Annotated in this window: 21 protein-coding genes; 16 read left to right on the top strand and 5 right to left on the bottom strand. The window is 42.1% G+C overall.

Annotated elements, in window-relative coordinates:
- Positions 1–40 precede the first annotated feature (40 nt).
- From DQW11_RS22505 to DQW11_RS17775, 4 genes are all read right to left on the bottom strand, one after another.
- A complete protein-coding gene (locus tag DQW11_RS22505; RefSeq protein ID WP_232826788.1) occupies positions 41–436 on the bottom strand; it encodes a DUF2116 family Zn-ribbon domain-containing protein in 396 nt (131 codons plus the stop codon).
- Positions 437–812: 376 nt separating this feature from the next.
- On the bottom strand, positions 813–2909 hold the full coding sequence (locus DQW11_RS17785) for a S9 family peptidase (protein ID WP_232826787.1): 2097 nt from the start codon (positions 2907–2909) through the stop codon (positions 813–815).
- 116 nt (positions 2910–3025) lie between these two features.
- Positions 3026–5257, bottom strand: a complete 2232-nt coding sequence (locus DQW11_RS17780) for a sodium-translocating pyrophosphatase (protein WP_113925458.1) — start codon at positions 5255–5257, stop codon at positions 3026–3028.
- A 503-nt stretch (positions 5258–5760) separates the two neighbouring features.
- On the bottom strand, positions 5761–6750 hold the full coding sequence (locus tag DQW11_RS17775) for a Gfo/Idh/MocA family protein (protein ID WP_113925457.1): 990 nt from the start codon (positions 6748–6750) through the stop codon (positions 5761–5763).
- Positions 6751–7360: 610 nt separating this feature from the next.
- Between DQW11_RS17775 and DQW11_RS17770 the strand changes: the two genes are divergently transcribed.
- The 10 genes from DQW11_RS17770 to DQW11_RS17725 all read left to right on the top strand — a co-directional run bounded on the left by DQW11_RS17770 (position 7361) and on the right by DQW11_RS17725 (position 19070).
- Complete coding sequence (locus DQW11_RS17770) at positions 7361–8347, top strand: hypothetical protein (protein WP_113925456.1); 987 nt, start codon at positions 7361–7363, stop codon at positions 8345–8347.
- Between the two features lie 184 nt (positions 8348–8531).
- Positions 8532–9149, top strand: coding sequence for an FMN-binding negative transcriptional regulator (locus DQW11_RS17765; RefSeq protein ID WP_113925455.1), 618 nt, complete (start codon positions 8532–8534; stop codon positions 9147–9149).
- A gap of 580 nt (positions 9150–9729) precedes the next feature.
- Complete coding sequence (locus tag DQW11_RS17760; protein ID WP_113925454.1) at positions 9730–11169, top strand: pyridoxal phosphate-dependent decarboxylase family protein; 1440 nt, start codon at positions 9730–9732, stop codon at positions 11167–11169.
- A gap of 523 nt (positions 11170–11692) precedes the next feature.
- Complete coding sequence (locus tag DQW11_RS17755; protein ID WP_113925453.1) at positions 11693–12436, top strand: ankyrin repeat domain-containing protein; 744 nt, start codon at positions 11693–11695, stop codon at positions 12434–12436.
- A complete protein-coding gene (locus DQW11_RS17750; RefSeq protein WP_113925452.1) occupies positions 12433–12792 on the top strand; it encodes a VOC family protein in 360 nt (119 codons plus the stop codon). The genes DQW11_RS17755 and DQW11_RS17750 overlap by 4 nt, the downstream gene beginning before the upstream one ends.
- Before the next feature lie 207 nt (positions 12793–12999).
- Complete coding sequence (locus DQW11_RS17745) at positions 13000–13866, top strand: DUF808 domain-containing protein (protein ID WP_113925451.1); 867 nt, start codon at positions 13000–13002, stop codon at positions 13864–13866.
- A 172-nt stretch (positions 13867–14038) separates the two neighbouring features.
- Positions 14039–14890 (top strand): alpha/beta hydrolase family protein, encoded by an 852-nt coding sequence (locus tag DQW11_RS17740; protein ID WP_113925450.1) that lies wholly within the window; start codon positions 14039–14041, stop codon positions 14888–14890.
- A 193-nt stretch (positions 14891–15083) separates the two neighbouring features.
- A complete protein-coding gene (locus tag DQW11_RS17735; protein ID WP_113925449.1) occupies positions 15084–15632 on the top strand; it encodes a DUF2911 domain-containing protein in 549 nt (182 codons plus the stop codon).
- A 148-nt stretch (positions 15633–15780) separates the two neighbouring features.
- Positions 15781–16830 carry a serine hydrolase domain-containing protein gene (locus DQW11_RS17730; protein WP_113925448.1) on the top strand — a complete coding sequence of 350 codons (1050 nt, stop codon included), beginning with the start codon at positions 15781–15783 and terminating at the stop codon, positions 16828–16830.
- Positions 16831–17609: 779 nt separating this feature from the next.
- Positions 17610–19070 (top strand): cellulase family glycosylhydrolase, encoded by a 1461-nt coding sequence (locus DQW11_RS17725; protein WP_113925447.1) that lies wholly within the window; start codon positions 17610–17612, stop codon positions 19068–19070.
- An 89-nt stretch (positions 19071–19159) separates the two neighbouring features.
- Here the strand turns inward: DQW11_RS17725 and DQW11_RS17720 are convergent, their stop codons facing one another.
- A complete protein-coding gene (locus tag DQW11_RS17720) occupies positions 19160–20026 on the bottom strand; it encodes an alpha/beta fold hydrolase (protein ID WP_113925446.1) in 867 nt (288 codons plus the stop codon).
- A gap of 268 nt (positions 20027–20294) precedes the next feature.
- On the opposite strand from DQW11_RS17720, the gene DQW11_RS17715 reads away from it, so the two are divergent.
- The 6 genes from DQW11_RS17715 (at position 20295) to DQW11_RS17690 (ending at position 25961) form a co-directional block, all read left to right on the top strand.
- Positions 20295–20852: a hypothetical protein gene (locus DQW11_RS17715; protein WP_157966144.1), complete on the top strand. Its 558-nt coding sequence runs from the start codon at positions 20295–20297 to the stop codon at positions 20850–20852.
- A 36-nt stretch (positions 20853–20888) separates the two neighbouring features.
- Positions 20889–21659 carry a CPBP family intramembrane glutamic endopeptidase gene (locus DQW11_RS17710; RefSeq protein WP_113925444.1) on the top strand — a complete coding sequence of 257 codons (771 nt, stop codon included), beginning with the start codon at positions 20889–20891 and terminating at the stop codon, positions 21657–21659.
- Between the two features lie 195 nt (positions 21660–21854).
- A complete protein-coding gene (locus DQW11_RS17705) occupies positions 21855–22634 on the top strand; it encodes a threonine/serine exporter family protein (protein ID WP_157966143.1) in 780 nt (259 codons plus the stop codon).
- Positions 22631–23137, top strand: coding sequence for a threonine/serine exporter family protein (locus tag DQW11_RS17700; RefSeq protein ID WP_113925442.1), 507 nt, complete (start codon positions 22631–22633; stop codon positions 23135–23137). The genes DQW11_RS17705 and DQW11_RS17700 overlap by 4 nt, the downstream gene beginning before the upstream one ends.
- Before the next feature lie 156 nt (positions 23138–23293).
- Positions 23294–24811: a M20/M25/M40 family metallo-hydrolase gene (locus tag DQW11_RS17695; RefSeq protein ID WP_198669917.1), complete on the top strand. Its 1518-nt coding sequence runs from the start codon at positions 23294–23296 to the stop codon at positions 24809–24811.
- Positions 24804–25961: a DUF819 family protein gene (locus tag DQW11_RS17690; RefSeq protein ID WP_113925440.1), complete on the top strand. Its 1158-nt coding sequence runs from the start codon at positions 24804–24806 to the stop codon at positions 25959–25961. Before DQW11_RS17695 ends, DQW11_RS17690 begins: the two co-directional genes overlap by 8 nt.
- Positions 25962–25980 lie beyond the last annotated feature (19 nt).

The raw sequence follows: 25980 nt of genomic DNA, 5'->3' as shown, positions 1-25980 counted from the left end.
AGTTTACGGTATATACCCATTTTCGGATACCCAAAACCAATTAATTTCTGTTGGAGGTTTTTGATGGGTTATCTCCAAGGTCCCTCACCACCAAGACCCAACCATCCTCCAATTCCACAAACCCGTAATCAAAACTGTAGGTGTACACGTTTCCTTTCCAATTGATATAGGTATGGGTATGGTATTTAAAAAAATATCCAAGCCTCTGAAGACGCTCTTTGGGAACCTTGACCTTCTCAACCCCATCCACAAGAATGCTTTCAAGAATGTTGCGGTTAATTTTGAGATAGGCCATGATGTTTCTCACATCCGGACTGTCGCCAATCCGTCGTTGGTTGTTATGGCTGTTGCGGCAATAATCATCACAAAACTTTTTGTCTACTCTTCCAAGAATTGATTTTCCACAATAATGACATTGTTTTCTATCCGAATCCATAAATAACCAATTAAAAGTTCCGATAACCAATTATGATAGGCATAAATATATTTATCAGCTTAGTTGAAAACAATACCCAGAACTGGGTATTTATTTTGCTAAAAGTCAAAAAGAAGGGAAAAAAATAGTATATTTTTAATATTTAATTATAAAAATTTCCTTTAGATCAAAGCATTGCTTTTTATAGGTAGTCGTTCCCAAACGATTCTTTGATCCTCATCATCAATTAGTCGCCAAACCCTAAGAATTTTCAATAAAATCCAGACGAATCCGGGTTTTTCAATAAAACAGGAATATTTGATTGGAATCAAAGAATGGAACAAATATTGGAAAATTAAAAACCGATGTTTGTCCCATAACTGATAAAAGGCGTCAGTTATGGGTTTAAGTGTTTTTTAAGGAAATCAGCAGTGGCTTGGTTGACTTTGACCATATTGGAAAACACCATCCAATGGTGGCTGTCACCAGGGATGATCAAGTACTCATAAGGCTTCTTTCGCTCCTCAAATCTCCTGATCAGATCTGTGGTCTGACTGACCTGAACATTCCTATCATCATCTCCATGGATAAATAAAACAGGGGAAGTCCATGTCTCGAGATAAGCGAGGGGAGATGAAAACCAAGCTGTCTTTACGGCCTCATCAAAATCGGGGGCTTTTTCGTAGCCTTCCGGCATTTCCAACCTTCCGGAAAGGTTATGAACTCCATGGATATCTACTCCGACTTTAAAAAGACCTGAATCTTTTCCCAATGCCAAAGCCGTCAAATACCCGCCATAGGAACCACCATAAATGCCCACTCTTTCTGGATCGACTTGAGGAAGACCTGCAAGGTATTCCCCTGCAGCCTTGACATCCAAGTATTCCTCGGCACCCTGCCAATAGGTTCTTGCAGGTTTGTGAAATTCATACCCATAACCGATGCCTAACCTGAAGTTGACAGAAAGGACTACAAATCCTAGTTCAGCGAGGTATTGGTTCACAGCATAGGTATTGGAATAATAATCCATATAGCTCCAGCCCATCAGCATCTGTCGCTGCGGACCGCCGTGTACGAAAAGCACCGCAGCTTTTTTGGCAGGACCACCTTCCTTCTCAAAAAGCTGCCCGTGAACCGTAAGTCCATCCGGGGACTTAAATGTTACCTGTTTTGGAACCACAAGGCTTTTTGAAGGGAAATCACTAGGGATCATGTTTTCTCCAATGAGCTTTGATTTATTGGTCTCAATGCCAACCATAGTCGGAAGGAGAGATCTCTTTGCGGTAGCAGAAAAATAAGCCACCGACTTGTTATCAGAAAGTACAGACGGAATGGCTTCAATGCCTTCCCCTTGGGTAAGTAGTTTCATTTCTCCCCCATTGACAGACACCAAACCGATGTGTCGTCTGTCGATGTCCTCTTTGGATGGCCCGGTATTGACCGAGAAAACCAAAAATTTCTTATCGGGACTCAACCTGATATGCTCTACCATGTAGTTGCCTTTGGTCAGCTGCATAGAAGAACCGCTAACCGGATTCATGGCATACAGGTGTGGCCACCCGTCTTCGTAAGACAGGTACACAATTCTATTTTCTGCTGCCCAATGGAGGTTGAAGCCGCCATTGGTGGTAGGAACAGAACCGCGAAGCGTCTCCGGCGCTTTCCACCTTTTGTAAGCCGTACCGGTATCGGCATCGGCCACCCAGATTTCCCAAGGATTATGTCTTTGCTCCAATATTGGCAATTCCTGCCCTTTGCCGCCAGGTAACCTCACAAAGGCGATCTTGGTGCCATCGATAGACCATCTTGGACTGACATCGCGGCTGAAAGATGGGGCAACCCATTGGATAGGATTGGAAGCACCGCTAAATATTCCAATCAATGAATGTGTATTTCTGTTGGCTACAAAAAGTAACTTTTTTCCATCAGGCGACCATTCAATGGAATGGATATTTCCTTTGGCTTCAAACAATTGGGAAGCTTTGCCTTCCTGAGGGGAAATCGACCAGACCTGACCTCCTTTGATGTAAGTTATGGTTTTGCTGTCAGGAGAAATAGTGGGATAATCCCCTTCCGTCAAGGCTTTGGCATTTCCTCCTTCGAAAGATACCGTCCAGAGTTCCACTTTCGGGATGGAAGTAGATTGAGCAGGATTGAAACCTACATTTGGGTCCCAATTGCTGCCATGCTCTCCGCCACGGACGAACAGCAACCAATTTCCATCCGGGGAAAACTGAAGACTGCTGATCTCCTGTCCATCATCTTTGTCAAAAGCTGTGACTTTCCTTGGGCTGAAATCCGGAGCCTGAGCTACATAGACATTTCTGAGTCCTTTTTCATTCATGGCCCATGCCATTTTGTTTCCGGCAGAAGAGGTTACCAATTCTGAAGGAAAGGAAAAGGAAGAAACCTGCTCCATGGTAAAGGACTGGGCAAAAAGCCCGTTTACCAAAAGGCAGAGAACAAACAAAAGGAATGATTTTGGGAATTTCATAGGATGATGGTTATTGAATTAAAAAGGTAATAAAAATATGGCTAACCTCCGTCAAAAAAACAAAAAAGGCCACCCGTTATACACAGGTGGCCTTCTATAGAATCGGATTTATTCTATTATTTGGTGATCGTCACGGTAACGGTTTTTTCAATTTCCTTGCCGTCTTCATGCGTAATTTCTTGGGTTACTTTGATATCCTCAGCCTTGATCTGAACATGGCCATGACCATCTCCTTCAGAAATATGCGGAGCGATGATCAAAGCGACGATAGAAGTCAATTTGATCAGGATATTCATCGAAGGACCGGAAGTATCTTTGAAAGGATCACCTACAGTGTCACCCGTAACTGAAGCCTTGTGGGCATCAGAACCTTTGTATTCCATTTTTCCATTGATCATGACTCCTTTTTCGAAGGACTTCTTGGCATTGTCCCAAGCACCGCCGGCATTGTTTTGGAAAATTCCCATCAACACGCCTGAAACCGTGATACCTGCCAACATACCGCCCAATACTTCGGGGCCAAAGGCAAAACCAACAATGATCGGTGAAAGCAATGCAATTGCTCCCGGAGCAACCATTTCTCTCAAAGATGCTTTGGTAGAAATCTCTACGCACTTCTCATATTCCGGCTTGGCTTTGTATTCCATGATGCCGGGGATTTCCCTGAACTGTCTTCTTACTTCGTTGACCATGTCCATCGCTGCCCTTCCCACTGCCGCAATGGCCAAGGAAGAGAAGATAAACGGAATCATCGCCCCGACAAACAATCCGGACAACACATCTGCCTTGTAAATATCGATAGAATCAATTCCTGCCATGCCAACATAAGCTGCAAACAAGGCCAAAGCTGTCAATGCCGCTGAGGCAATGGCAAAACCTTTTCCTGTAGCCGCAGTGGTATTACCGACAGCATCAAGGATGTCTGTTCTTTCTCTTACTTCTTTTGGCAAACCTGACATCTCAGCGATACCACCTGCATTATCAGCGATCGGGCCAAAAGCATCAATTGCCAACTGCATCGCAGTAGTAGCCATCATCCCGGCTGCGGCGATAGCCACACCATACAAACCTGCGCTTAAGAAGGAGCCATAAATACCTGCTGCCAATACCAAGATCGGAGCAACGGTGGATTCCATACCCAAGGAAAGACCTCCAATGATATTGGTCGCATGACCTGTGGAAGATTGCTTGATAATGGAATTCACAGGACGCTTTCCCATGGAAGTGTAATATTCAGTAATCGCACTCATGAGTGCGCCCACGATCAGACCGATGACAACAGCTCCAAAAACACCCATTTTGGTGAATGCAATGGAACCTCCTCTTGAAAGCACCAATTCACCAGCAGGCAACATGTAGTCAATCAGGAAATAGGAAGCTGTAACAGTCAATAATATAGAAATCCAGTTTCCTTTGTTCAAGGCTGCCTGAACACTGTCTGTGTCTTTATTGATCTTAACAAAAAAGGTGGAAATGATGGAAAACAACAATCCCATACCTGCGATCACCAATGGCAACAATACCGGGGCGATTCCTCCAAAATTATCATCAGAGACGATTTCCCTTCCCAATACCATGGAAGCCAAAATGGTAGCCACATACGAACCGAAAAGGTCTGCACCCATACCTGCCACGTCACCGACGTTGTCACCCACGTTATCTGCAATGGTTGCCGGATTTCTCACATCATCTTCGGGAATACCTGCTTCTACTTTTCCTACAAGGTCAGCGCCTACGTCAGCAGCTTTGGTATAAATACCTCCACCGACTCTAGCAAAAAGCGCAATGGATTCAGCACCCAAAGAAAATCCTGCCAATACTTCCAAGGCTGTTGCCATGGCAGCACCGTTGACATCGCCACCTGTAGAGACTACAAACATGTTGTAGAACACGATAAAGAGCGAGCCCATTCCCAATACTGCCAGACCTGCAACACCGATTCCCATCACAGAACCACCGGTGAAGGACACATCAAGTGCCTTTTTCAAACTTGTTTTGGCAGCTTGGGTAGTCCTGACATTCGCCTTGGTAGCGATGTTCATCCCGAGGTACCCGGCAAAAGCGGAAAGCACCGCACCGATCACGAAAGAGATGGCAATGATCGGACTCGAGTTGTCTACAAGTGTCCCTGACCAAGCCAAAATAATACCTGCAATAACTACGAAATAGAAAAGAATTTTCCATTCCGCTCTCAAAAAAGCCATGGCACCTTTGGCGATGTGTCCCGCCAATTCAACCATGTTTGCATCCCCCGGGTCTTGTTTGACCACCCAGGCCGATTTGATGGCCATCACGATGAGGCCGATAATCCCCATTACGGGGACGAGATATACAATTGCTTGTTCCATAAATTATCTTGGGTTAACCCTAAAATTTTTAATGCGACAAAGATATTATTATTCACCTTTATAGCAACCAATTGAGAAAAAATGGTGGAGGGAGGGGGGAATGTTGGAGGAAATTGTTGTAGTGGTTGTAGTTGTTGAAGTAGTTGTAATTGTTGTCGGGTTGTCTGCTGCGCGTTGTCAGGTTGTCGGGTTGTCGGGTTGGTATCCGTCATTCTGAGTGTAGCGAAGAATCTCTAGGTTCTAATGGTTGTAGTGGTTGTAATTGTTGTCTGCTGCGCGTTGTCAGGTTGTCGGGTTGATTGGATCGCACTTGGTACTTAGTACATTGTACTTGGTTCTAATTGTTTTAGTGGTTCTAATTGTTGTCTGCTTCGCGTTGTCAGGTTGTCTGCTGCGCGTTGTCAGGTTGTCAAGTTGTCGGGACTGATGACTGCCTTCAGAATACTGAACACTGCCTACTGAATACCGCCTACTGAATACTGAACACTGCCTCCTGATTCCTCCTACACCATCTCCCCCATCACCCAATTGGTCCTTGCTGCTGTACGTCCGGTACTTGGGCAAGTTCCCGTTCCCAATAAGTCCTCGACAATGGATTTGATCAAAGGCTGCTGAATGTTTTTGGGCAGGTCGACATGGTAATGGATGGGATCTTCCTGATCTGATTCCAGGGTAAACTCCCCTTTGCCAAAAGTCTCAAATCGGATCAACCCTTTGCTGCCATAAATGATGACCTCATCGATCTCCGCGGTGCGGGATGTGGTAAAACACCAATTTCCTGATCCCAAGACGCCGTTTTCAAACACAAAACTTCCAGTCACTATATCCTCCGCATGGTATGCTTTGGCTTGATTGGATGAAAAACCGCTTGCTTTGCTCACCGGACCAAAAAAGAAATCCAACAAATCCAACTGATGGGAAGCCAGGTCAAAGAAGTATCCACCACCGGCAATTTCGGGATTGATGCGCCAGTTGTTTTCCAGATGTACGACCACATCTGGTTTGAGTACCTGCTTCAGGTTGATGTGGACAGTTCGGATATCTCCGATGGAGCCGGAATCCATCAATTCTTTGATCTTCAAAAAATGGGGCAGTGCCCTCCGGTAGTACGCCACATAAAGCGGAACTCCGGCTTCCTCACAGACGGCGATCATTTCCCTGCATTCGGCATAGGTCCTAGCCATGGGTTTTTCGACATAGACAGGTTTGCCGGCTGCAGCCACCAACCTTGTGAGAGGCAGGTGCATGTGTGGCGGGGTAGCGATGTAGACCGCATTGACTTCCGGGTCGTAGACCAATTCCTCAGCGGATGTATACCACTTGGGGACATCATGGCGGAGTGCATAGTCTTTGACCTTGGCTTCATCGCGGCGCATGACGGCCACAAGTTTGCTGTGGGGAATATGCTTCATAGCAGGTGCGGACTTGACTTCGCATACATTACCTACACCCAACACCCCCCAACGGACTTCCTGATCCTGTATCTTTTTCATGGATCTAAAATAGGGAAAAAGAACGAAGTACGAAGTACGAAGTGAAAAGTACGAAGGTAATAGGTAAATGGTGAGAGGTGGGAAGTGGGAAGTATGGAAGTTGGGAAGTTTGGAAGTAGGAAGTTTGAAGTGGGAAGTATGAGGTATGAGGTAAGTAGTAAGAGGTTAGAGGTTAGAGGTTGGGGAGTGGTGTCCTGAGTTTATTGTTTTGAAATAGGAGGCGTGAACGATTGAGGCACCTCCTATAGCCAAAATCCCCAATATACTCCTCCCAAAAGTAGCTCAAGGGTAACCCAGACACGGAGTATCCCTAAGTAGGACACGGAGTATCCCTAGGAGGGAGTCGGAGTATCTATAGGGGAAGGTGGGCGGGAGGTTAGGGGAAGTATAGGAGAAAGGTAGCAGAGACTTTATTATAAGATAAAGAATGTCTATTGGGATTTTTGATCAGAAATTGTGCATTTGATGGTTTAGATTTATAATAAAATTGCTTTAGTTTTATAGAAAATCTTTCCTCAATAGTAGGGAAAGCATCCTAAATCGGGATGCTTTCCACTATAAATAGAAGAAAGAAAGACGTTAGCGGTCAGGCTAAAAGACGACACAGACAATGAAATGTGAAAGTTGTAACATACAAGAAGTTGAAGAACTCGCTGAAGAAGGACAAAATCCTTATCGTTTGTGCTTGGCTTGCTACGACAGACTATTAAACAAAGCGTTAAGACCTTTGGAGTTTTTCAACTTAACTTCAATACATGGACACGGTTACTATTTACACGATGATTTTTACGATTACGACACAGGAGAAGCTACTCAGCCAGACATTGAAGTAATTGACGCTGAAAATTTTCCGTTTCCAGAATTCGAACAAATCAAAAATGATTTAAACAGACTTATTGACTTTTCATTTGTTCAGTATTTTACGGACGATTTTGTTATCAACGAGCTTCAAAAGTTTGACAAACTGGATGTTCTTAAAAGACTGAAAGAAAAGGTAAGTTACAACCGAGCAATCAATTACAAAGCGTTTGAAATTGCGGGAAAAGTAGTTGGAAGAACAGCAGAAGAATGGATTAAAAATGAATGGACTAAAAGACGAGAAAATGAACTTCAAATCTTTGCAGAGCCAATAACAAAATGCCTTGACTTTGAAGAAGCATTTGAAATTCTTAGCAAAGAACTTGAAAGCAAAGACGACAAATTTTTATCCGAAAATGTTTCTGCACTGCTCTATTTCCAAAGCGACAAGACACTTGACTGGATTGAGAAAGTTTGTGAAAGAATAAAAAATATTTCTTCAAGCTGGGGACAACTTGCCGCATGTTCACGGTTCACTTGGGACAGAGCAAATAAGTGGTTGACAATCGGACGACCATTGAGTTTGGTAGCACTTGACAGTTTAACTTATTGCACAACAATTGGGGAAAGATTAAACCAATCTCTTTGGTTGCGACAATTGAACCCAAGATTAATTGACAATCCAAGACCTGAAATTATTGCCAACAGACTTAGAGAATATTTGAAAGTCGACGGTGTTCCGAGAACAAAAAATGCGGTAGAAACAATTATTGATAATGTGTTTGAGACAACTAAATAAAAAAGCCCGAACCGCTAACATCGGTTTGGCAATATGGCGGCTGAAGTGCTTCTATGAAACATTGTTCAAGGTTCAAAAGTACTAATTCTATTGAACTTTTGTACTAAAAACCCGCCTCATCGCCAAGCCGAAAACCGTTAGCGGATATTTTGACAGACCCGAAAATTTAAAACGAAATGGAAAAATGTACATTCCAAAAGTAAACTTAGCAACAGATAAAACAGAAATTATTGAGTTTATAAAACGGTTTAGTTTTGCGACTATTATAACCTCAAAAAACAATTTCCCTACTGCAACACATTTACCATTTGTTGTAACAACCAAAGACGACCATATAGTTTTGACTTCACATTTTGCAAAAGCTAATGAGCATTGGCAAGACATTGAAAACAATTCAGTTTTGGTTATTTTTAGCGAACCTCACGCATACATTTCGACAAAAAACTATGACAATAACCTAAATGTTCCAACTTGGAACTACATTTCAATTCACGCCTATGGACAAGGGAAACTAATAACTGAACAAGAAAAAACTTTTGAAACTCTTGAAGCGACAATTGACAGTTACGAAACAGCATATCGACAACATTGGGACAATTTTCCAGAAGAATATAAACTAAAAATGTCAAAAGGAATTATTGCATTTGAAATCCTAGTAACCGACTTACAAGCTAAAAAGAAATTGAGCCAAAATAGAACGGATACGGAGCAAAGAAAAATCATTGAAACTTTATCAAATAGCAAAGACACTAACGAAATAATCATTGCAGAATATATGAAAGAGAATTTAACGGACAAATAAAACAGCCGCTAACAACTAGGTTTTCGTGCGGCTTGCAAGCCCAAGCAAGAAACCGCTGTTGCACGAAACCCCCTCTGGGTGTAGAAAGGATTAACCTATAGATATAGTTTTTCTTTCCTGAAATATGGCTTTTTGCTAAATAGCTTCATCAAAGCTATTCTTAAGGCTCGCTCCTACCTTTTTATTTAGTAGATCCCATACAGCTGTCGGGATGTAATTCAATTCGCATGAATTATCTTTCGTTTGGGTGTTTGGTATAAAAATCTAAATTGCATCCCGATGTCTATCGAAGATGAAAGGATAAAAGGGTAGGACAAGGCGTTTGGAAATGATCCCTTAGGTTCCGATAGCTATCGGAATTAGCCTTGGGCCAGGTGCAGGTAAGGCAAATCCCACCCAGTCCGCCATCAATCATTAAACTACATCCAGGTGTGGATGACATAAAACCAGCAGGAACTTTATTCACAACTTGTCTCGTAAAGAGGGAGTCTGACATTAAAGTCAATAAAAGAATGGTGCTAAAGACTTTTAAACGGGAATAAATGGATTGTTTCAGATTTTGTAAATAAAAAATTAAAAAATGAAATCATTAGACTTAGATATAAATGAATACAAGCAGTTATTGAATAAAACAAACGAACTTGTTTTAAAGCAATACGAGCAAATAGAGACACAGAAAGGCTATCACAATTTTTCACAAGAAGAGGTGGAAAGTTGGTTTGATGAATCTATTCCCTTAAACGGAATGGATAATGAAGAATTGCTAAGATTTGTGGAGCAAAAAGTCCTGAATACTGCAACTGGCAATTTAGGCCCACATATGTATGCCTATGTGATGTCTGGAGGGAATCAAATATCTAACATAGCTGAAACATTAGCCAATACGGTAGACCAGAATCCGACCAAATGGCATTTGTCACCGGCAATGAATGAAATTGAAAAAAGAGTGATTCATTGGGCAACGCAAATGATTGGATACAATCCTATAGCTGGTGGCGTAATGGTCAGTGGTGGTTCGGCCGCCAATTTAACAGGCTTAACAGTTGCCCGAAATGTATTTTTCAAAAAAGAAAACATCAAAGAAGAAGGTTTATTCAATAAAAAACCATTTACGGTATATACGTCCGAACAAGTTCATAGTTGCATTGATAAGAGTGTTCAGATTTTGGGAATTGGCACCAATCAATTAAGAAAAATCAAAACAGATACCGGGTACAGAATAGATATTGAAGCCCTAAAGCAACAAATAGAAAAAGACATTTCGCAGGGTTATCGCCCATTTTGCGTAGTAGGCATTTCAGGTACAGTAAATACTGGAGCTATTGACGATTTGGATGCTTTGGCAGACATTGCCCAAAAGCATCAGATGTGGTTCCATATTGATGGGGCGTATGGTGGTTTGGCGTCTGCCTTGGATAGTTTGAAACATTACTACAAAGGCATGGAGAGGGCTGATTCCATAGCTTTGGATTTTCATAAATGGTTATATCAACCCTTTGAAGTAGGATGTGCAATTATCAAAGATTGGAGCTCCTTACGGGAAACCTATTATAAAAAGGCTGAGTACTTAGACACCGAATTAGAATCCGGAAACAATAGATTAGAATTTAATGAGCATTATTTTCAAGTTTCAAGAAATGCAAAGGCCTTTAAAGTTTGGATGAGTTTAAAGTCTTACGGATTCAACGCATATAAAGCAATGATTCAAAAAGACATTGATTTGACGCATTATCTGGCAGATGAAATTGAAAAATCAACTGACTTTGAACTAAAAGCAACATCACATTTAGCTGTCGTATGCTTCAGATATATTGGCAATTTAAAGTCCGAGGAAGCTATCAAGACCATCAATAAAAATCTCATTCCGGCATTGGAACAGGATGGACGAGTATTTATAACAGGAACAAAACTGGGCGAAGAATTTGTGCTAAGGGCTTGTTTAATTAATCATAGAAAAACGAAAGAGACATCTGACTTTTTATTAAACGTTATTAGAGAAGTCGGACAAAAATTGGAATAAAATGGCTATGACACTTTAAATCCGATATTTGCTTTCTATCGTCAGCAACTACGCATATACACACCGCTAGCGGTGAAAAACGGCCTCGGTTATCAAGATTCACCACCTCTAGGCGAAGATTGTATCAACACCCCTTTATTTATTAGATACCGTACAGCTGTCGGGATGTAATTCCAGTTTCCAAAAATTATCTTTCATTTGGGTGTTTGGTTGAAAAGTCCAATTGCAAATTGGAAAAAAAAAGGGTGGAATTACAAATCCCACCCAGTCCACCATAAATCGCTAAACTACACCTTGGTGGGAGGCTCACGTTGTAAACGCCCAAACCGCTAACAAAAGGCTTGGTGAAATTTGCGCTTTCACAATTGCCCTATCAACTTTTGGTATTGGTAATCATCTTCAGTAATTTGGCTTTAACTAATCGCGTCTTTAGTGGCCAAGCCAGCAGTAGGATCACAGGTTATCCAACCTGCGCAACGCCTCGAATGTTAGCGGTTATTTTATTTGACACATCTCAGGTACAATGGACTACCTCCAAAAAATAATAGGCGATTTTGAAATCCACTCTGCTGAAGGGATTAAGGAATGTTTTGAAAATGGTATTGACCCGAATCAGATTCATAATGGCAAGCCGCTTATTTATGAATTGATAAATATGTATCTGCGAAGCCCGAAGTTTAAAGACTGCATCAAGACATTCGTTGATTATGGATTGGTATTTGACGACAAAATTTTTCTCGCTGTGTTACTTGATGATGGCTTCTCGCTTGACAAGATCCTCACAGAGAACAACGAACAGAAAGATAGAAAATACTCCTTAGACTGTACTTTTACGCCACTTTTTGAAGCAACGCTTCTGCACATTTGTGCTGAATATAATCACTTGAACTGTGCAAAAATCCTTTTGAAACACGGGGCCGACATCAATGAAAAAGCAGGAATTGACAGCAACGGATTTGGCGGACAAACTCCAGTGTTTCACACGGTCAATCAACACAATAACACCTGTATTGACGTACTGAAATTTCTCGTTTCTCAAAAGGCTGACCTTTCGCTGACCGTAAGAGGGCTTGTTTGGGGAAAAGAATACGAGTGGGAAACTTTTATCCCTTCTGTCAACCCTATCAGTTATGCAATGATGGGCTTGCTTAGACAATTTCAGCGAACCGAAAAAGACATTTACGAAGTTGTACAGATTTTGATGAAAGCCTCTTACGGCATTGACTACAAATCTGACAACATACCAAACAAATACCTCTATAAATGAATGGATACAAAGCAAAATATCTAAGCCCGATGATACCTTCCTTCAATTTGAAAGAAACAGTTTTGTTTTTCAAAGAAGTATTGGGTTTTTCCCCTGAAATGGACACAGAAACTTACGCAATTTACCAGAAAGATAATCTGACAATTCATATTATGCGTGCAGGCGAAGACATCGGTCAAATGGAATTTTATTTAGAAATTGACGACCTTGACGGACTTTGGATTGCAATAAAGGACAAAGTAACAGGTTTGAAAGTAAGAGAGCCGTTTGACCGTGAATACGGGATGAGAGAAGTGCATATTGAAGTTCCTCAGACAAAGACCCTTTTGTTCATCGGACAAGTAATTAAACAATAAAAAACAACCGCTAAATCAACAAAGCAGTTTGGGGTTATGTTGGCAGACGGGGTGACCCAAAAAACAGCAGTGACTTTATTCATATTCTGACGTTAAAGCCAATGGTACAGTCGACACGAAAAATTGACACACATTTAACTTAGAAAACATACCCGAATAATTAACAAGAATTTTTTACTTTGCCACCAAAATATATTTAACTCCCATATGGCTTCAGGATTTTTTGCAATTTTAGACGACATCGCTGCTTTGATGGATGACGTTGCTGTCAACGCTAAAATCGCTACAAAAAAAACAGCAGGAATACTTGGCGATGATTTGGCCGTTAATGCCGAAAAATCAACGGGCTTTGTATCCAACAGAGAAATTCCTGTTTTGTGGGCTATTACAAAAGGTTCATTTATTAACAAGTTAATTATTGTTCCGGTAACTATATTGCTGAATGTATTTTTACCTTCTGCCATAATAGTAATACTCATAATTGGAGGTTTTTATCTTGCTTTTGAAGGTGTAGAAAAAATTGCAGAATACTTTTTTCATAAAAAAAAGCCGCAAAAGAAATTGGCAGTTGAAGTCCTTAAACAAGACCCTGAATTGGAAAAAGTGAAGATAAAATCAGCAATAACCACTGATTTTATTCTTTCTGTAGAGATTGTAATCATTGCTTTAAGTACGGTTATAGACAAAAGTTTAAAGGTGCAAATTTTAACCTTATCGGTTGTTTCCATTATAGCTACTGTTGGTGTCTATGGCATAGTAGCGCTGATTGTCAGAATGGATGATTTTGGATATAGCCTGATAAAAGGATCTAAAAATAAAGGCCTATTAAATGCAGTAGGGATGCTTTTAGTAAAATCCCTACCGATCGTTATCAGGATATTAGCTGTGGTAGGAACCATAGCCCTATTACTTGTGTCGGGTGGAATATTTGCGCATAATATTGACCTTTTACACCACATTTTACCCAATTGGCCAACCATTATAAAAGAATTTTTACTTGGCGTGGTCGGCGGAATAATTGCTTTAGTTTCAATAGCAATTGTTAAAAAAATTATTTCGCTGTTTAAAAAATAGGTGTTCTAAAAGCTCCACCTAGTCCCACTGTCAATCGCTAAACTACACTTAGGTGGGGTTTTCGAGTGCTTTAACCCGCATCAATTTTGGTGGTAATTTGATAGGTTTGAAGTACGAAATCCCTTACCAAATCATACACTCAACGTTGTAGCCAATTAAAAAAACGAACAAGATGAAATGTCTAATTACTCTATTTATAATTATTATTTTCACTTCATTATCTGTAAAAGGACAGGTAGATGAAATAGAATTTATAAGCGAAGGAAAAAAACTAAACACATATTTCTACAAAGGAGTAGGAACAGAGAACATGCCTACATTACTTTGGCTTCACGGAAATCCCGGTGGTAAGGAAGATGGAACATCAGAAACTGCCAGACAACTGACCAAAAACGGGATTAATGTTTTGAGATTTAATTATCAGGGGCTATGGGGAAATGAAGGGGAATTTAGTCTCGGAAACGCAGTAAATGACTTGTCAAACGCAATGGATTTATTGACTTCCGAAGAAATGCTGACTAAATACAAAATTGACACCGCCCAAATATATGTTGGTGGTAATAGTTTTGGTTCATCCACTGCATTGGTCGGTGCAATGTACGATGAGCGTATCGATAAAATAATCGGGCTTGCACTGTGCGACCACAGCTACTTCGGCAGGCAATTTATGGATCCGAATTCTGAAATAAGAGCTTGGCTTGAAGCAGTAATGGATGATTTATTCTTGCCAAACGGTATAATAAAACAAGACAAAGAAATTTTTATGAAAGACTTAACAGAAAATTTATATAAATATGATTTCGTTGCTCAAGCAGCTAAATTTAAAAACAAACAACTCTATTTTTTTACCGGTCTTAACGATAATGTTTGTCCAATCGAAGACCATTTAATACCGTTCTATCGAAAATTAAAAGAGCTTGACCAAAAAAGTCTGGAAGTAACTATTCAAAATTGTGACCACGGATTGAATTGTGAAACACCGACAACTTTTGCCGAAGTTTTAACCAAATTTATAAAAAAATAACTGGCTACAACAGCACCTACACGCAAGTGGGGGTTCAGTGCATCAATGAAGCTTTGTACCAATTTCCACAACCAAAAAAGAGTGTCTTAAATAGGTTTTATTGGTATTAACCTAACGTTAAAATTGGGCACTTACATTGTCATTTCACCCAATTTTTCCTACTTTTCTATCTTACTCAAAACACAAAATCCTCATGTTAAAAAAGATTCTTATCGGTGTAGGCATATTGGCTTTGTTGCTGGCCGTTGCATTTATTTACCTAAACAACCGTAACCGCTCAATGAGCCCGCCCGACACAGCGCATCTTGATGTCAATGGACTTCATGTGGAAATCAGCTACAGCCGTCCTTCGGTTAGAGGCCGTGTGATTTTTGGATCGGAAGATGAGGGTGCCCTCCAGCCCTATGGAGCCTATTGGCGCTTGGGAGCAAATGAGGCTACCACCATCACCCTCAACCAAGATGTGACTTTCAACGGCATGCCATTGAAAGCAGGAAGTTACAGCCTGTATGCCATCCCCGGCCCGGATTCATTTCAGATCGGTGTCAACACAGAAACCGGACAATGGGGTGCTTGGGAGCCTGATTTTAGCAAAAACGTGTTCGTAACCGAAGTTCCTGTAACCCGACCTGTGGTGCCCGTGGAGCAATTTACCACACGTATTGAAGAAGGGTCCGGAGGCGCTGTCGTTTATTTCGAATGGAGCAATGTCCAACTCATGATACCGGTTGTCCCTAACTAAGGGATGTCACAACAGAAAATTCTAAATCAGAAGGCCTGCCTGCTTCCTAATCTGCATGCAGGTCTTTTGGTATTTTTGTAATCTGTCAATGTTTTGCCAATTTATTAAATAGTGCCTAAACACATTTTTATAGAAAGTTTTCCTTGAAATGATTCATCCAAAAGGACTGATAAGAATCTTTATAATTACTGCGGTAATGATTTTTGGCTGGGTGTTTATTCCTTGGGTGATGCTGAAAGCCTGGGTTACACCGCTACCCGATACAGTTCAGGAACAGATAGATTTATCTTTGGATTATGACTTGGATGGAGTCATCGTGTATATAGACCAATCGGGCAAAAAACCGGAATTGTTTGCAGCCGGGTGGAAAGACAGGGAAAACAAAGTTCCTGCAGATCCCAAAGCATTATTCAAGATCGCAAGCATCAGCAAATTGTATATTGCTGTTGCCACAGCCAAATTGGTCAAAAGAAAAAGCCTTTCCCTAGATAATTCCCTTGCGGATTACCTGCCTGAACTTATTGGAAGAATTGAAAATGCCGAGCGGATTACTTTGAGAATGCTCTTGCAACACCGAAGCGGGATTCCTGATTGGATTGAAGATCCTGAGTTTCCATGGGCCAGTCCCATGACGGATGTCGATAAAGTTTTAGAGCTCGTTTTGGATGAACCATCGGATTTTGAACCCGATAGCAGGTACGACTATTCCAATACCAATTACCTTTTGATCGGCAAAATCCTGGACAAAACATTGGGATATGATCATCAGCGGTATATCAAAACTGCAATTTTGGATCCACTAGGCTTGACCCAGACATTTGGTTTATTGACTGATGTGGATTCTGAGAAAGTGGTGAGTGGATATGACAGCCACTTTGAGGACGATGTAAAGATGCTTGATTTTGTTTCTCCAGGAGGTTCGATGGTCGCGACAGCTGAGGATGTCGGGATTTTTTTGAGGGCATTGAATAACGGGACTTTGCTGGATAAAGAGGAACAGACAATCTATGCAACAATTTATGAATTTGATCATACCGGATTATTACCGGGCTATCAGAGTATTGCCCGCTATCACAAGGACATCGACGCTGTTGTAGTTCAATTGGTAAATACCAGTGGTGGCAATGCCTGGACGGTTTCAGAGATTGTCTATAATCGGATTGTCCGGATATTAAGGAAGAATCAAATAGCTGGATGAATTATGGGCTCTTTGCGGTAAAAAAAACATTCACCACAGAGGACATTGAGAAAAAAAGAGAAATTTGAAAGGATGAAGGAAAAGGGATGGAGGATGATGAATTCAGATTTCAGATTTCAGAATGAATGCGATCTCTGTGCCCTCAGTGCGCCCTGTGGTAAATGATTCCCACTGATACTCCTTCTTTTTCCAATGCAGTAAAACCCCCTCAGCCCTGAAAGGGCAAAATATCCCAACGATGGGTGCAGCCCATCGGTCTAGCCCCGTAACTCATACCATTAGCCCTGAAAGGGCGAAACTAGTTGAAGAAACTTGTTGAAGGAATTGTTCCGCCCCTTCAGGGCTCTTGGGAATCCACCCAAACTTTAAGGGATGGGCTTCACCCATCCCTTTGTTATTCCGCCCTTTCAGGGCTTTAACCAAGATGAATTAATAACGGCGCGATCTCTGTGTCCTCCGTGCGCTCTGCGGTAAATTATTATCTCACCGATTCTCCCTTTGCGTCCATTGCGAAACCTTCTTTTCCCTTGCGGTAAAAAAACATATTACCACGGAGTTCACAGAGTACGCTGAGAAAAAATGAGAAAAGAAACTCTGCCTCTTTTACGTCTCCGCGTTAAAAACTTTGCAGGAATGCCTATTTAATTTGCAGCATGGCCGGAACCTAAATCTTTTTCATAAATTCATTCTGCACTTTGAAAATTTGATTTTGAGAATTTCAAATCTTCCGCTGTGTTCCAGGCAAACCTATTTTCCATAAAACCATACCTATTCCTTTGATGTTGCGGATTTTAGTAAGATTATCATTTGTGTTTGCCTTTTTTGCTTTTAGCGGATGTGAAAAAGAGGACCTGATCTCGGTATCTGTTTCAAAAGAAAAAATTGAATTCCCCGAAGAGGGCGGCACAGCAGATTTTTCCATCACTACCAATTCGGATTCATGGGAAATCAAATCCAACTTACCTTGGATACAGCTAAGTAAAAGTACCGGTTCAAGTGGAACATCTACCATTGAGGTCACCGCTTTGACCAATCCGGACAATGTCATCAGAACAGGAAATCTGACCCTGACAGCGGGAAAAGCAGCGCCTAAAGAAATCAAAATAAGCCAGAAAGGGCAACTCTATCCAAGTTACAACACCTCCCCTATCCCACCGGATGCAAGTGAGATGACGAGCTCAGCGATAGAATTGGCTGGCAAAATCAGGTTGGGTTGGAATATCGGCAATTCATTAGAAGCCATCGGAAGCGAAACAGCTTGGGGCAATCCACTCATTACACCGGAACTGATCCAATTGGTCAAACAAAACGGATTCAATGCCATCCGTATTCCCTGCTCCTGGAACCAATATATGGAAAACAGTGCCACCGCCAAAATCAAAACCGAGTGGCTGAACAGGGTAAAAGAGGTGGTACAATACAGTGTTGACGAGGGTATGTATGTCGTGCTAAACATCCATTGGGATGGGGGTTGGCTGGAAAACAATGTCACTCCTGCCAAGCAGGCTGAAAACAATGCCAAACAAAAAGCATTTTGGGAACAGATCGCTACGCATTTACGGGATTTTGATGAGCACCTGATGTTTGCAGGCACCAATGAACCCAATGTCGATAATGCCTCACAAATGGGAGTGCTCAACTCTTATCTTCAGACTTTTGTGGATGCGGTCAGATCCACAGGGGGTAGAAACAGTTATCGGGTCCTCGTGGTACAGGGACCATCTACCGATATCGAAAAAACGAATACTTTGATGACTTCCTTACCTATAGACCAAATTGCAAATAGGATGATGGCCGAGGTCCATTACTACACGCCTTTTCAGTTCAGCTTGATGGAATCAGATGCCAATTGGGGAAACATGTTTTATTATTGGGGTAAGGATTTTCATTCCCTGACAGACCCTACCCGAAATGCAACCTGGGGGGAAGAAGCTACCGTTGACAGCATGATGCGGCTGATGAAAACCAAGTTTGTGGATAAATGGATACCGGTGATTCTTGGGGAATATGCGGTAGGAAGAAGGCTTACACTGACAGGTGCAGACCTAGAACTCCATTTGGCTTCTAGGGCATTTTACCTCAAATACGTGACGCAACAGGCCCTAGCAAATGGCATCTTACCTTTCTATTGGGATGCTGGTGGGACAGGGAACAATGGTTCAGGACTTTTTGACCGTAAGACCAACACGGTTTTTGACCAACAGGCGCTCAATGCCCTTATCGAAGGTTCCAAAGATTAGATTCAATTTTTAACCATTGTGAAATGGGTTTGCATCTACAACAGAAAAAGACTTTAACTATGTTTTTTATTCAAATCCTTTCCCATGCTTTATTTTTCAATCTTTTGACTTTCAATCATTTCTTCGACTTTCAGGCCGCTAAGTGAAGCCAAAAAGTCTCCAAGATATTGGTTGAATTCGTGTGGTTGTTCGAGGTTGGAAACATGGCCGGCGTTGTCGATAATTTTTAGGATAGAACCCTTGATGCTTTTGTGCATTTTCTCAGATTGGGCGAGCGGCGTCACGGCATCTTCCCTGCCACAGATGATCAGCGTTGGTACCTCCACCGCACCCAATGTGGTACAGGTTTCAGTGCGGCCTGCAAGGGCGAGCAATCCCTGACTGATGATCTGGGGAGAATTTGCAAAAACCACTTTGCTCAGATTTTTTACCAAGCCCTTTTTCTTTGTCAGGGATTCCGGGTGAAAAACACTTTCCACAAAACTTTCATTGAACTTTTGGACTCCGTCGGATTCTATATCAAGTATAGTGTTGAGTCGCTTTTCTTTAACGGCTGCAGTATCTGCGACACACTGCGTATCGCACAAAACCAGAGCCTCAAAACGCTCAGGGAATCTCTCATGGGCATTCAATAAGATGAATCCTCCCATTGACAAACCACAGACGACGGCTTTTTCGATGTATAATTCATCCATCAAGGCAATGAGGTCCTCGGCAAACATATCGATGCTAAAGTCCGATTCCTCGTCGGTAGATTTACCAAAACCCCTGATGTCAACCGCAATTACCCGGTAGGAAGATTTCAAAAATTCAAGTTGCTCTGCCCACATGGATTTGTCAAAAGGGAAACCATGTAAAAAGATGACCGGAATATTTCCTTCTCCCATTTCATCGTAGGACATATGGAAATTGCTGACAGCGATGGTCAAATCGGATCCTTTGATTTCGTTTTTCATTTTGGTTGAGTTGAAGTTTAAGATTGTGGCTTAGGTGATTTGAATCTATTTTGGATGAAATAATCCATGAAAACCATTAATTATTACCGAAGGCAAAGTTAATTTGCACAAAGCCAACATATGTTACAGAACTTGTATTGAACCTTGTACAATTCGCAGTTTTGAGATTTTCCGGAATAAATGCGGCACATAAGGCCATGAAGACTCGGTTTGAAATCAAAAAATAAGCGGTATTTTTAAAACTGATTTTACCTGGAAAACAATGTTTTTGAAAACACGTCTCTATTTTTCTGCCGTCGTCACCCTTGGCATTCTGTCTTTGTTGCTTTGGAATCATTTTAACGGAGGGGTTCCAAGCCACCATATTCTAGCCCGGGAAGATTTACCCGAAATCTCCAATTGGTGGGGTGCTGTATTGCTTCCCCTCTTGACTTTGTTTTTGTCTTATCGTGTGGAAAAAAGGTTGACGAAGCAAAACAACGTTCAATCACCGCGGACCAACCTTCCCAAAAGTGTAATCCTTGGCTTCTTTATCGCTTTGCTTTTTGGGATTACTTTATCCTCCTTTTTCAGCTTTGGCAATACCGAAGTGCCGGGGTATATGTTGATGGGTGCGTTGGTTACCGCTTTATTCTTTCCCATCTATCGGGCGGAGTGCCTTCTTGGGTTTGTGATCGGGATGACTTATACTTTTGGAGCGGTGCTTCCCACCGGTATCGGAAGCATTTTGGCATTGATCGGTGCAGTGATTCATCTCGGAGTCCGTCCCTTGATTTTATTTGTTGTTTCCAAAGCGAGGAATCTGGCAGATTACAAAGCGAAATAGGTGTGGGTACTTACCCAATAAAAAAATCCAACTTCCATGAATGAGATTCAACCCAATCCCACCACAGATTTTGAACTGAGGTCCTTTTGGAATAGGTTTTTCAGTTTCGATTGGAGGTTTGGCCTCGTCCTCATCCTGCTGGTTTGCATCCCAAGGTTTGTATTGGTATTGGATGCCAATGTTACAGCAAATTACAGTGCCATGGGGATGGTCATGCTGGTTTCTGCGGTTGTTCCTTTTGTATTTTTGGGAAGGTTTGGTCAAAAATCAATTGGAATTACAAAACCCACAAGCTACCGTTGGCTCATTTGGGCTTTTGCCGGAGGATTGATAGCGAGCCTAATTCTATATTTCATAGGACAAACCCTCTATGGGGATTCATTTCAAAACTGGTATGTCTATATCGCAAAATCCTATCAAATTCCGGTGGACATCAATGCCAAAGACAAACAGACCATGTTTATCATCGTGGCCTTGGTGGGTATGATTTTCAGTCCGGTTGGGGAGGAAGTCTTTTTTAGGGGAATCGTCCATGCAAGTTTTGCCAAGTCGGTGGGAGAAAAGCGTGCGTCTATGGTGGATGGTTTGGCTTTTGCACTGACCCATATCTCCCATTTCGGATTGGTGTTCATTGACGGGGAATGGGATTTCTTTGTATTTCCCACATTGATCTGGGTATCGGGCATGTTCTTGGTGAGTTTGTTGTTTTATCAATTCAAAAAAAGATCAGGTTCTATTTTAGGCGCCATTCTTTGTCATGCTGCCTTTAATTTGGGAATGATTTATAGCATCTTTTATTTGCTTTGAGGAAAGCCTAGGGCAAAATCCTTCTCCTTCCTTAGGTACTGATTTTGGATTCAGGGCATTGAACTTTGGAAGAGATCAGGAAGAAATGAGTCAGTTAAACCAATCTTTTCCTGAATTTTTCTCATTTTAGACTTAATTTGCATCAGCCAATCCGGTGACTATTGATTTTTGGGAATCCCTCAAAAAGGACAAAACATGAGCAACGAAAAAAGTGACGAACCTGCGAGATTGGGAAACCTCCTGTTACAGACCGGGGTTGCCTTGATCAAGTCCGGTGCCGGAAGCAGCCGGGTCATCAAGAACCTTTCCAGGTTTGCAAATGCCTACGGCTATGAGGCCAATGTAGACCTGGCCACACGCAACATTTCGATATCTCTTCACAAGGAAAAACGGGGCAACATTTTCTCAGGATCCAGGAGCATCGCCTCCCTACCCGGTGCCAATTTCAGGGTGATTTCTGTCATCAGCCGATTGAGTTGGGATGTGATGGAGAAAAAAATCAGCCTTGAAGAGTATGCAAATGTCATCAACCAAGTTCCCGATATTCCCACCTACAAAAGGAATGTCATTCTGTTTTTCACAGGAATCGCAGGATCGGCATTCTGTTATACTTTTGGCGGCAATGTAATGGAAATGGTTCTTACCTTTTTGGCTACGGTGATCGGTCTTTTTTTCAAGCAGGAATTGGTCATCAAAAAATACAACCCCTTTATGGTCACCTTTGGCAGCGCGATGTTGGCTTCGGCCGTTATCGCGATTTCTAGTAAAGTTCTTGGCGTTGAGACCAACTTAGAACATGCATTTGCTACCAGCATTTTGTTTCTGATTCCGGGCGTGTTGCTGATCAATTCCTTTGTAGACCTATTGGATGGCCATATCATCAACGGGATTGACCGGGGCACCAATGCGCTGATGCATGCCTTCTCCATAGCAGCAGGATTGGCCACAGTTTTATATATTTTTAAGATGCTATGATGCCAGACTGGTTAGAGATTATTTTCAAAGCATTTTGGTGTGGCTGCGCTGCGATAGGATTTGCTGTTCTGTTTAACACGCCTCCACGGGCTTTGCTCGCGATATTTTTGGGAGGCATTTTGGCAGGATTGTTCAAGTTCACCGTACTGCTGCCTGAGGTTGGCGGGGGGATAATCATGGCTTCGGCGGCAGCGGCAGCGGCCATTGGTTTTGCAAGTATCCCCGTTTCGCATTGGAGGCATGTCCCGCCGGTGGTCATCAGTATTCCGGCCGTGATCCCACTTATTCCGGGGTCTTTTGCCTATCGGACGATGTTGGGTTTGATTTCATTTATCAACCAAACCGAAGCTGAAGTCCTTACCGCCACTGCCCACAACGGCGCAATGACGTTTTTTATCATCCTTGCTATTTCCTTGGGGGTAACTCTGCCCATGTTGCTTTTTAGGATTGAGAGTGTAAAAAAGGTGAATTATTCGCTGCCTGAAAGGTGGAAAAGAAAGTAAGAGGAAAAATCAAAAATCTTGAATTATTAGGCAGAAAGTGATTTTTGAAAAATGGCCTTCCTCTAACTTCAATAAGTTTTAAAGGGCTTCGATACGAGAGAAATTTCCGGGTATACTTTGTTGGATTTTTTTTAAAATTTAATGTTACTTTCAAGAATGAGAATTTTTGCAACAATTGTATTGTGTTTGGTTCTTTTTCCAAGCTTCGGTCAAAGCTTGGAAAAAGAGGAAATTAACAAATTGGCGGACACCTATTTGGTTGATGGCGTCAATACACTTAGGGATTTTTTAGCCCTCTCCAATTTGGGAAGCATACCGTCCGACATAGATCAAAATCTGAAATGGTGTGAGGAGGAGTTTGGATCTTTGGATTTTAAAACTTCTGTCCTCGTCTCAGATGGTGTCAAATACTTATTTGCGGAAAGAATACTGGACCAAACCTTACCCACAGTTCTGGTGTACCTTCAGATAGATGGACTACCCGTTGATGCAAGCAAGTGGTTTCAGGCCAATCCATTTACTGCAGTTCTCAAAAATTGTGACAGGGCTGATTGTCCCGAGATAGACTGGAGTGCTCTACAAAAAGACTGGGATCCAAATTGGCGGATCTTTGCCCGGTCTGCTTCAGATTCAAAAGGGCCGGCAGTAGCCTTTATTCAGTCTCTCAAGATTCTTCGTCAAGAACATATTCCGACAGCTTTCAATATCAAAGTGATCATGGATTATCAGGAAGAGTTGGGTTCCCCTACCCTGCCATCGCTGGTGACCCAATACCGTGATCTTTTCGCTGCTGATGTCATTCTGATCATGGATGGGACGCGGCCTCCAGGCAATATACCCAACCTTACCTTCGGTGCGCGGGGAATCGCCACATTGAAACTAACTGTCTTTGGTCCCCGAAGCGACATGCATAGTGGGCAGTATGGGAATTTCACTCCAAATCCTGCCTTTGCACTTTCCCATCTGTTGGCAAGCATGAAGGATGAAAATGGCCGGGTATTGATTCCGGGCTTCTATGAGGGAGTAAACCTCAGCAGTCAGCAAAAAGAGCTTATCAATAAAGTGCCGGAAGATCGGGCCGAAATGCTGGAATCCATGGGGATTTTTCAACCTGAAATGGTGGGAAATACCTATCAGGAATCCCTCCAATATCCTTCATTTAATGTAAGGGGACTACAGGCCGGTTGGGTGGATGAAGAGGTCCGGACAATCATTCCCTCCAAAGCAATCGCTGAGATCGACATGAGACTGGTGACAGAAACACCCGCTGAGCGGCAGATCCAATTGGTGAAAAACCATATTGAAGGCCGTGGTTTTAAAATACTGGATTCTTTACCTACTGATGCTGAAAGAAAACAATTCCCCAAACTTATCAGGATGGAGACGAGAATAGGGTCAAAACCTTTCAAAACATCCCTTGACTCTCCGATAGGGATTTGGTTAAGGTTGGCAATGGATCAGTCATTGGGCGAAGGAGCATATATCAGCATGCAAGCCACAGGAGGATCGCAACCTATTGAACCTTTTATTTCCACCCTTGGAATACCTGCTGTCTCCATAAGGATTTCCAATCCTGACAGCAATATCCATGCACCAAACGAGAACTTGAGGATTGGGAATTTTCACGAGGGCTTAAAAATGTGTCTTGGGATTTTAACTCAGCCTTATGAGTGACCCACAATCGCTGATCATCTCCGTCGTACTGGTATTGGTAACTGTTGCTTTCGTATCATGGATCGGGAAAGCCAAATCCAAGCGGATCAAATTATTGCTTGATTGGTTCCCGGCGATCTTGTTTGCCTATGTGATTCCTGCGGCATTTACACATGCTTTTGGGATTGACTTATCCAAGGTAATTCTCCATGACTGGAGCAAAACCTGGATCATTCCTTTCACCATCCTTTCGGTGATGAGTGCTTTGTCATTCAGGCAACTGAAGATTGTGGGTATAAAACCAATCCTTGTTTTTGTCTCAGGATCTTTTGTAATCGCCACTTTACCCGTACTGCTCGTGGTGATTTTTGGGATAATAGATCCACAGAACAATGTGATGTTTCTCGAACAGGCTTATTGGAAAGGGCTGGCGCCCATCGTGGGAGGTTGGATCGGAGGAAGTACAAGTCAGCTGGTTTTGAAGGAATTGGCGGCAACGCCTGAGGATTTGTTCCTATCTATCTTGGTGCTCGACAATATCCTGGTAAATATCTGGACCATTCTGATGTTCCAATTTATCAAGCGGAGTGAAAAGATCAATAGTGCATGGGGAATTGACAGTGAAATCCCTGTCGTTGAACCGCCTAAAAGTAAAAATGGGCTAAGTATCTACAAGATCAACCTGTTGACCTTGGGTAGTATTTTGATGATCATGGTGCTTACATTTTTCATCCAAATGAGTTTTTTGATGAGTATAGTCGTGCTGTCGGCTGTGGGGATTCTCTTGGGCAACTTGATCCCTGCTTGGAATCACAAGCTTGTCCTGAAAATGGCGGGCTTTTCTATTGTACTGATTATGGCGATACTTGGCCTAAAGCTGGACTTTCAGAATCTTTCATTGCCCATCAATCTGGTGATCCTTGTATTGGTTTGGCTGTTGCTTCATTTCGGTTTTATGCTTCTAGTCGCCCGAATCCTCAAAACCAACGTAGCTTGGGTTGCGATTGGTAGCATGGCAAATTTGGGCGGAATATCCACCGCACCCGCAGTAACTTCGGCTTATAAGGAAGAATTGATGCCTCATGCGATCGTCTTGGCCATATTGAGCATGGTGACAGGTACGAGTTGGGGAATGCTGACGGTATTCTTATTTGGATTATTGGCAGGCTGACTTTGTTCTAAGCCAATGT

The organism is Cognataquiflexum aquatile, from assembly GCF_003316845.1.
Lineage (GTDB): Bacteria > Bacteroidota > Bacteroidia > Cytophagales > Cyclobacteriaceae > Cognataquiflexum > Cognataquiflexum aquatile.
Note: the sequence above shows the minus strand (reverse complement) of the source record. Positions and strands in the feature narration are given on the sequence as shown.

Coding starts and splice junctions, on each gene's coding strand:
- DQW11_RS22505 (WP_232826788.1), bottom strand. CDS start 436: ATGGATTCGGATAGAAAACAATGTCATTATTGTGGAAAATCAATTCTT.
- DQW11_RS17785 (WP_232826787.1), bottom strand. CDS start 2,909: ATGAAATTCCCAAAATCATTCCTTTTGTTTGTTCTCTGCCTTTTGGTA.
- DQW11_RS17780 (WP_113925458.1), bottom strand. CDS start 5,257: ATGGAACAAGCAATTGTATATCTCGTCCCCGTAATGGGGATTATCGGC.
- DQW11_RS17775 (WP_113925457.1), bottom strand. CDS start 6,750: ATGAAAAAGATACAGGATCAGGAAGTCCGTTGGGGGGTGTTGGGTGTA.
- DQW11_RS17770 (WP_113925456.1), top strand. CDS start 7,361: ATGAAATGTGAAAGTTGTAACATACAAGAAGTTGAAGAACTCGCTGAA.
- DQW11_RS17765 (WP_113925455.1), top strand. CDS start 8,532: ATGTACATTCCAAAAGTAAACTTAGCAACAGATAAAACAGAAATTATT.
- DQW11_RS17760 (WP_113925454.1), top strand. CDS start 9,730: ATGAAATCATTAGACTTAGATATAAATGAATACAAGCAGTTATTGAAT.
- DQW11_RS17755 (WP_113925453.1), top strand. CDS start 11,693: ATGGACTACCTCCAAAAAATAATAGGCGATTTTGAAATCCACTCTGCT.
- DQW11_RS17750 (WP_113925452.1), top strand. CDS start 12,433: ATGAATGGATACAAAGCAAAATATCTAAGCCCGATGATACCTTCCTTC.
- DQW11_RS17745 (WP_113925451.1), top strand. CDS start 13,000: ATGGCTTCAGGATTTTTTGCAATTTTAGACGACATCGCTGCTTTGATG.
- DQW11_RS17740 (WP_113925450.1), top strand. CDS start 14,039: ATGAAATGTCTAATTACTCTATTTATAATTATTATTTTCACTTCATTA.
- DQW11_RS17735 (WP_113925449.1), top strand. CDS start 15,084: ATGTTAAAAAAGATTCTTATCGGTGTAGGCATATTGGCTTTGTTGCTG.
- DQW11_RS17730 (WP_113925448.1), top strand. CDS start 15,781: ATGATTCATCCAAAAGGACTGATAAGAATCTTTATAATTACTGCGGTA.
- DQW11_RS17725 (WP_113925447.1), top strand. CDS start 17,610: ATGTTGCGGATTTTAGTAAGATTATCATTTGTGTTTGCCTTTTTTGCT.
- DQW11_RS17720 (WP_113925446.1), bottom strand. CDS start 20,026: ATGAAAAACGAAATCAAAGGATCCGATTTGACCATCGCTGTCAGCAAT.
- DQW11_RS17710 (WP_113925444.1), top strand. CDS start 20,889: ATGAATGAGATTCAACCCAATCCCACCACAGATTTTGAACTGAGGTCC.
- DQW11_RS17705 (WP_157966143.1), top strand. CDS start 21,855: ATGAGCAACGAAAAAAGTGACGAACCTGCGAGATTGGGAAACCTCCTG.
- DQW11_RS17700 (WP_113925442.1), top strand. CDS start 22,631: ATGATGCCAGACTGGTTAGAGATTATTTTCAAAGCATTTTGGTGTGGC.
- DQW11_RS17695 (WP_198669917.1), top strand. CDS start 23,294: ATGAGAATTTTTGCAACAATTGTATTGTGTTTGGTTCTTTTTCCAAGC.
- DQW11_RS17690 (WP_113925440.1), top strand. CDS start 24,804: ATGAGTGACCCACAATCGCTGATCATCTCCGTCGTACTGGTATTGGTA.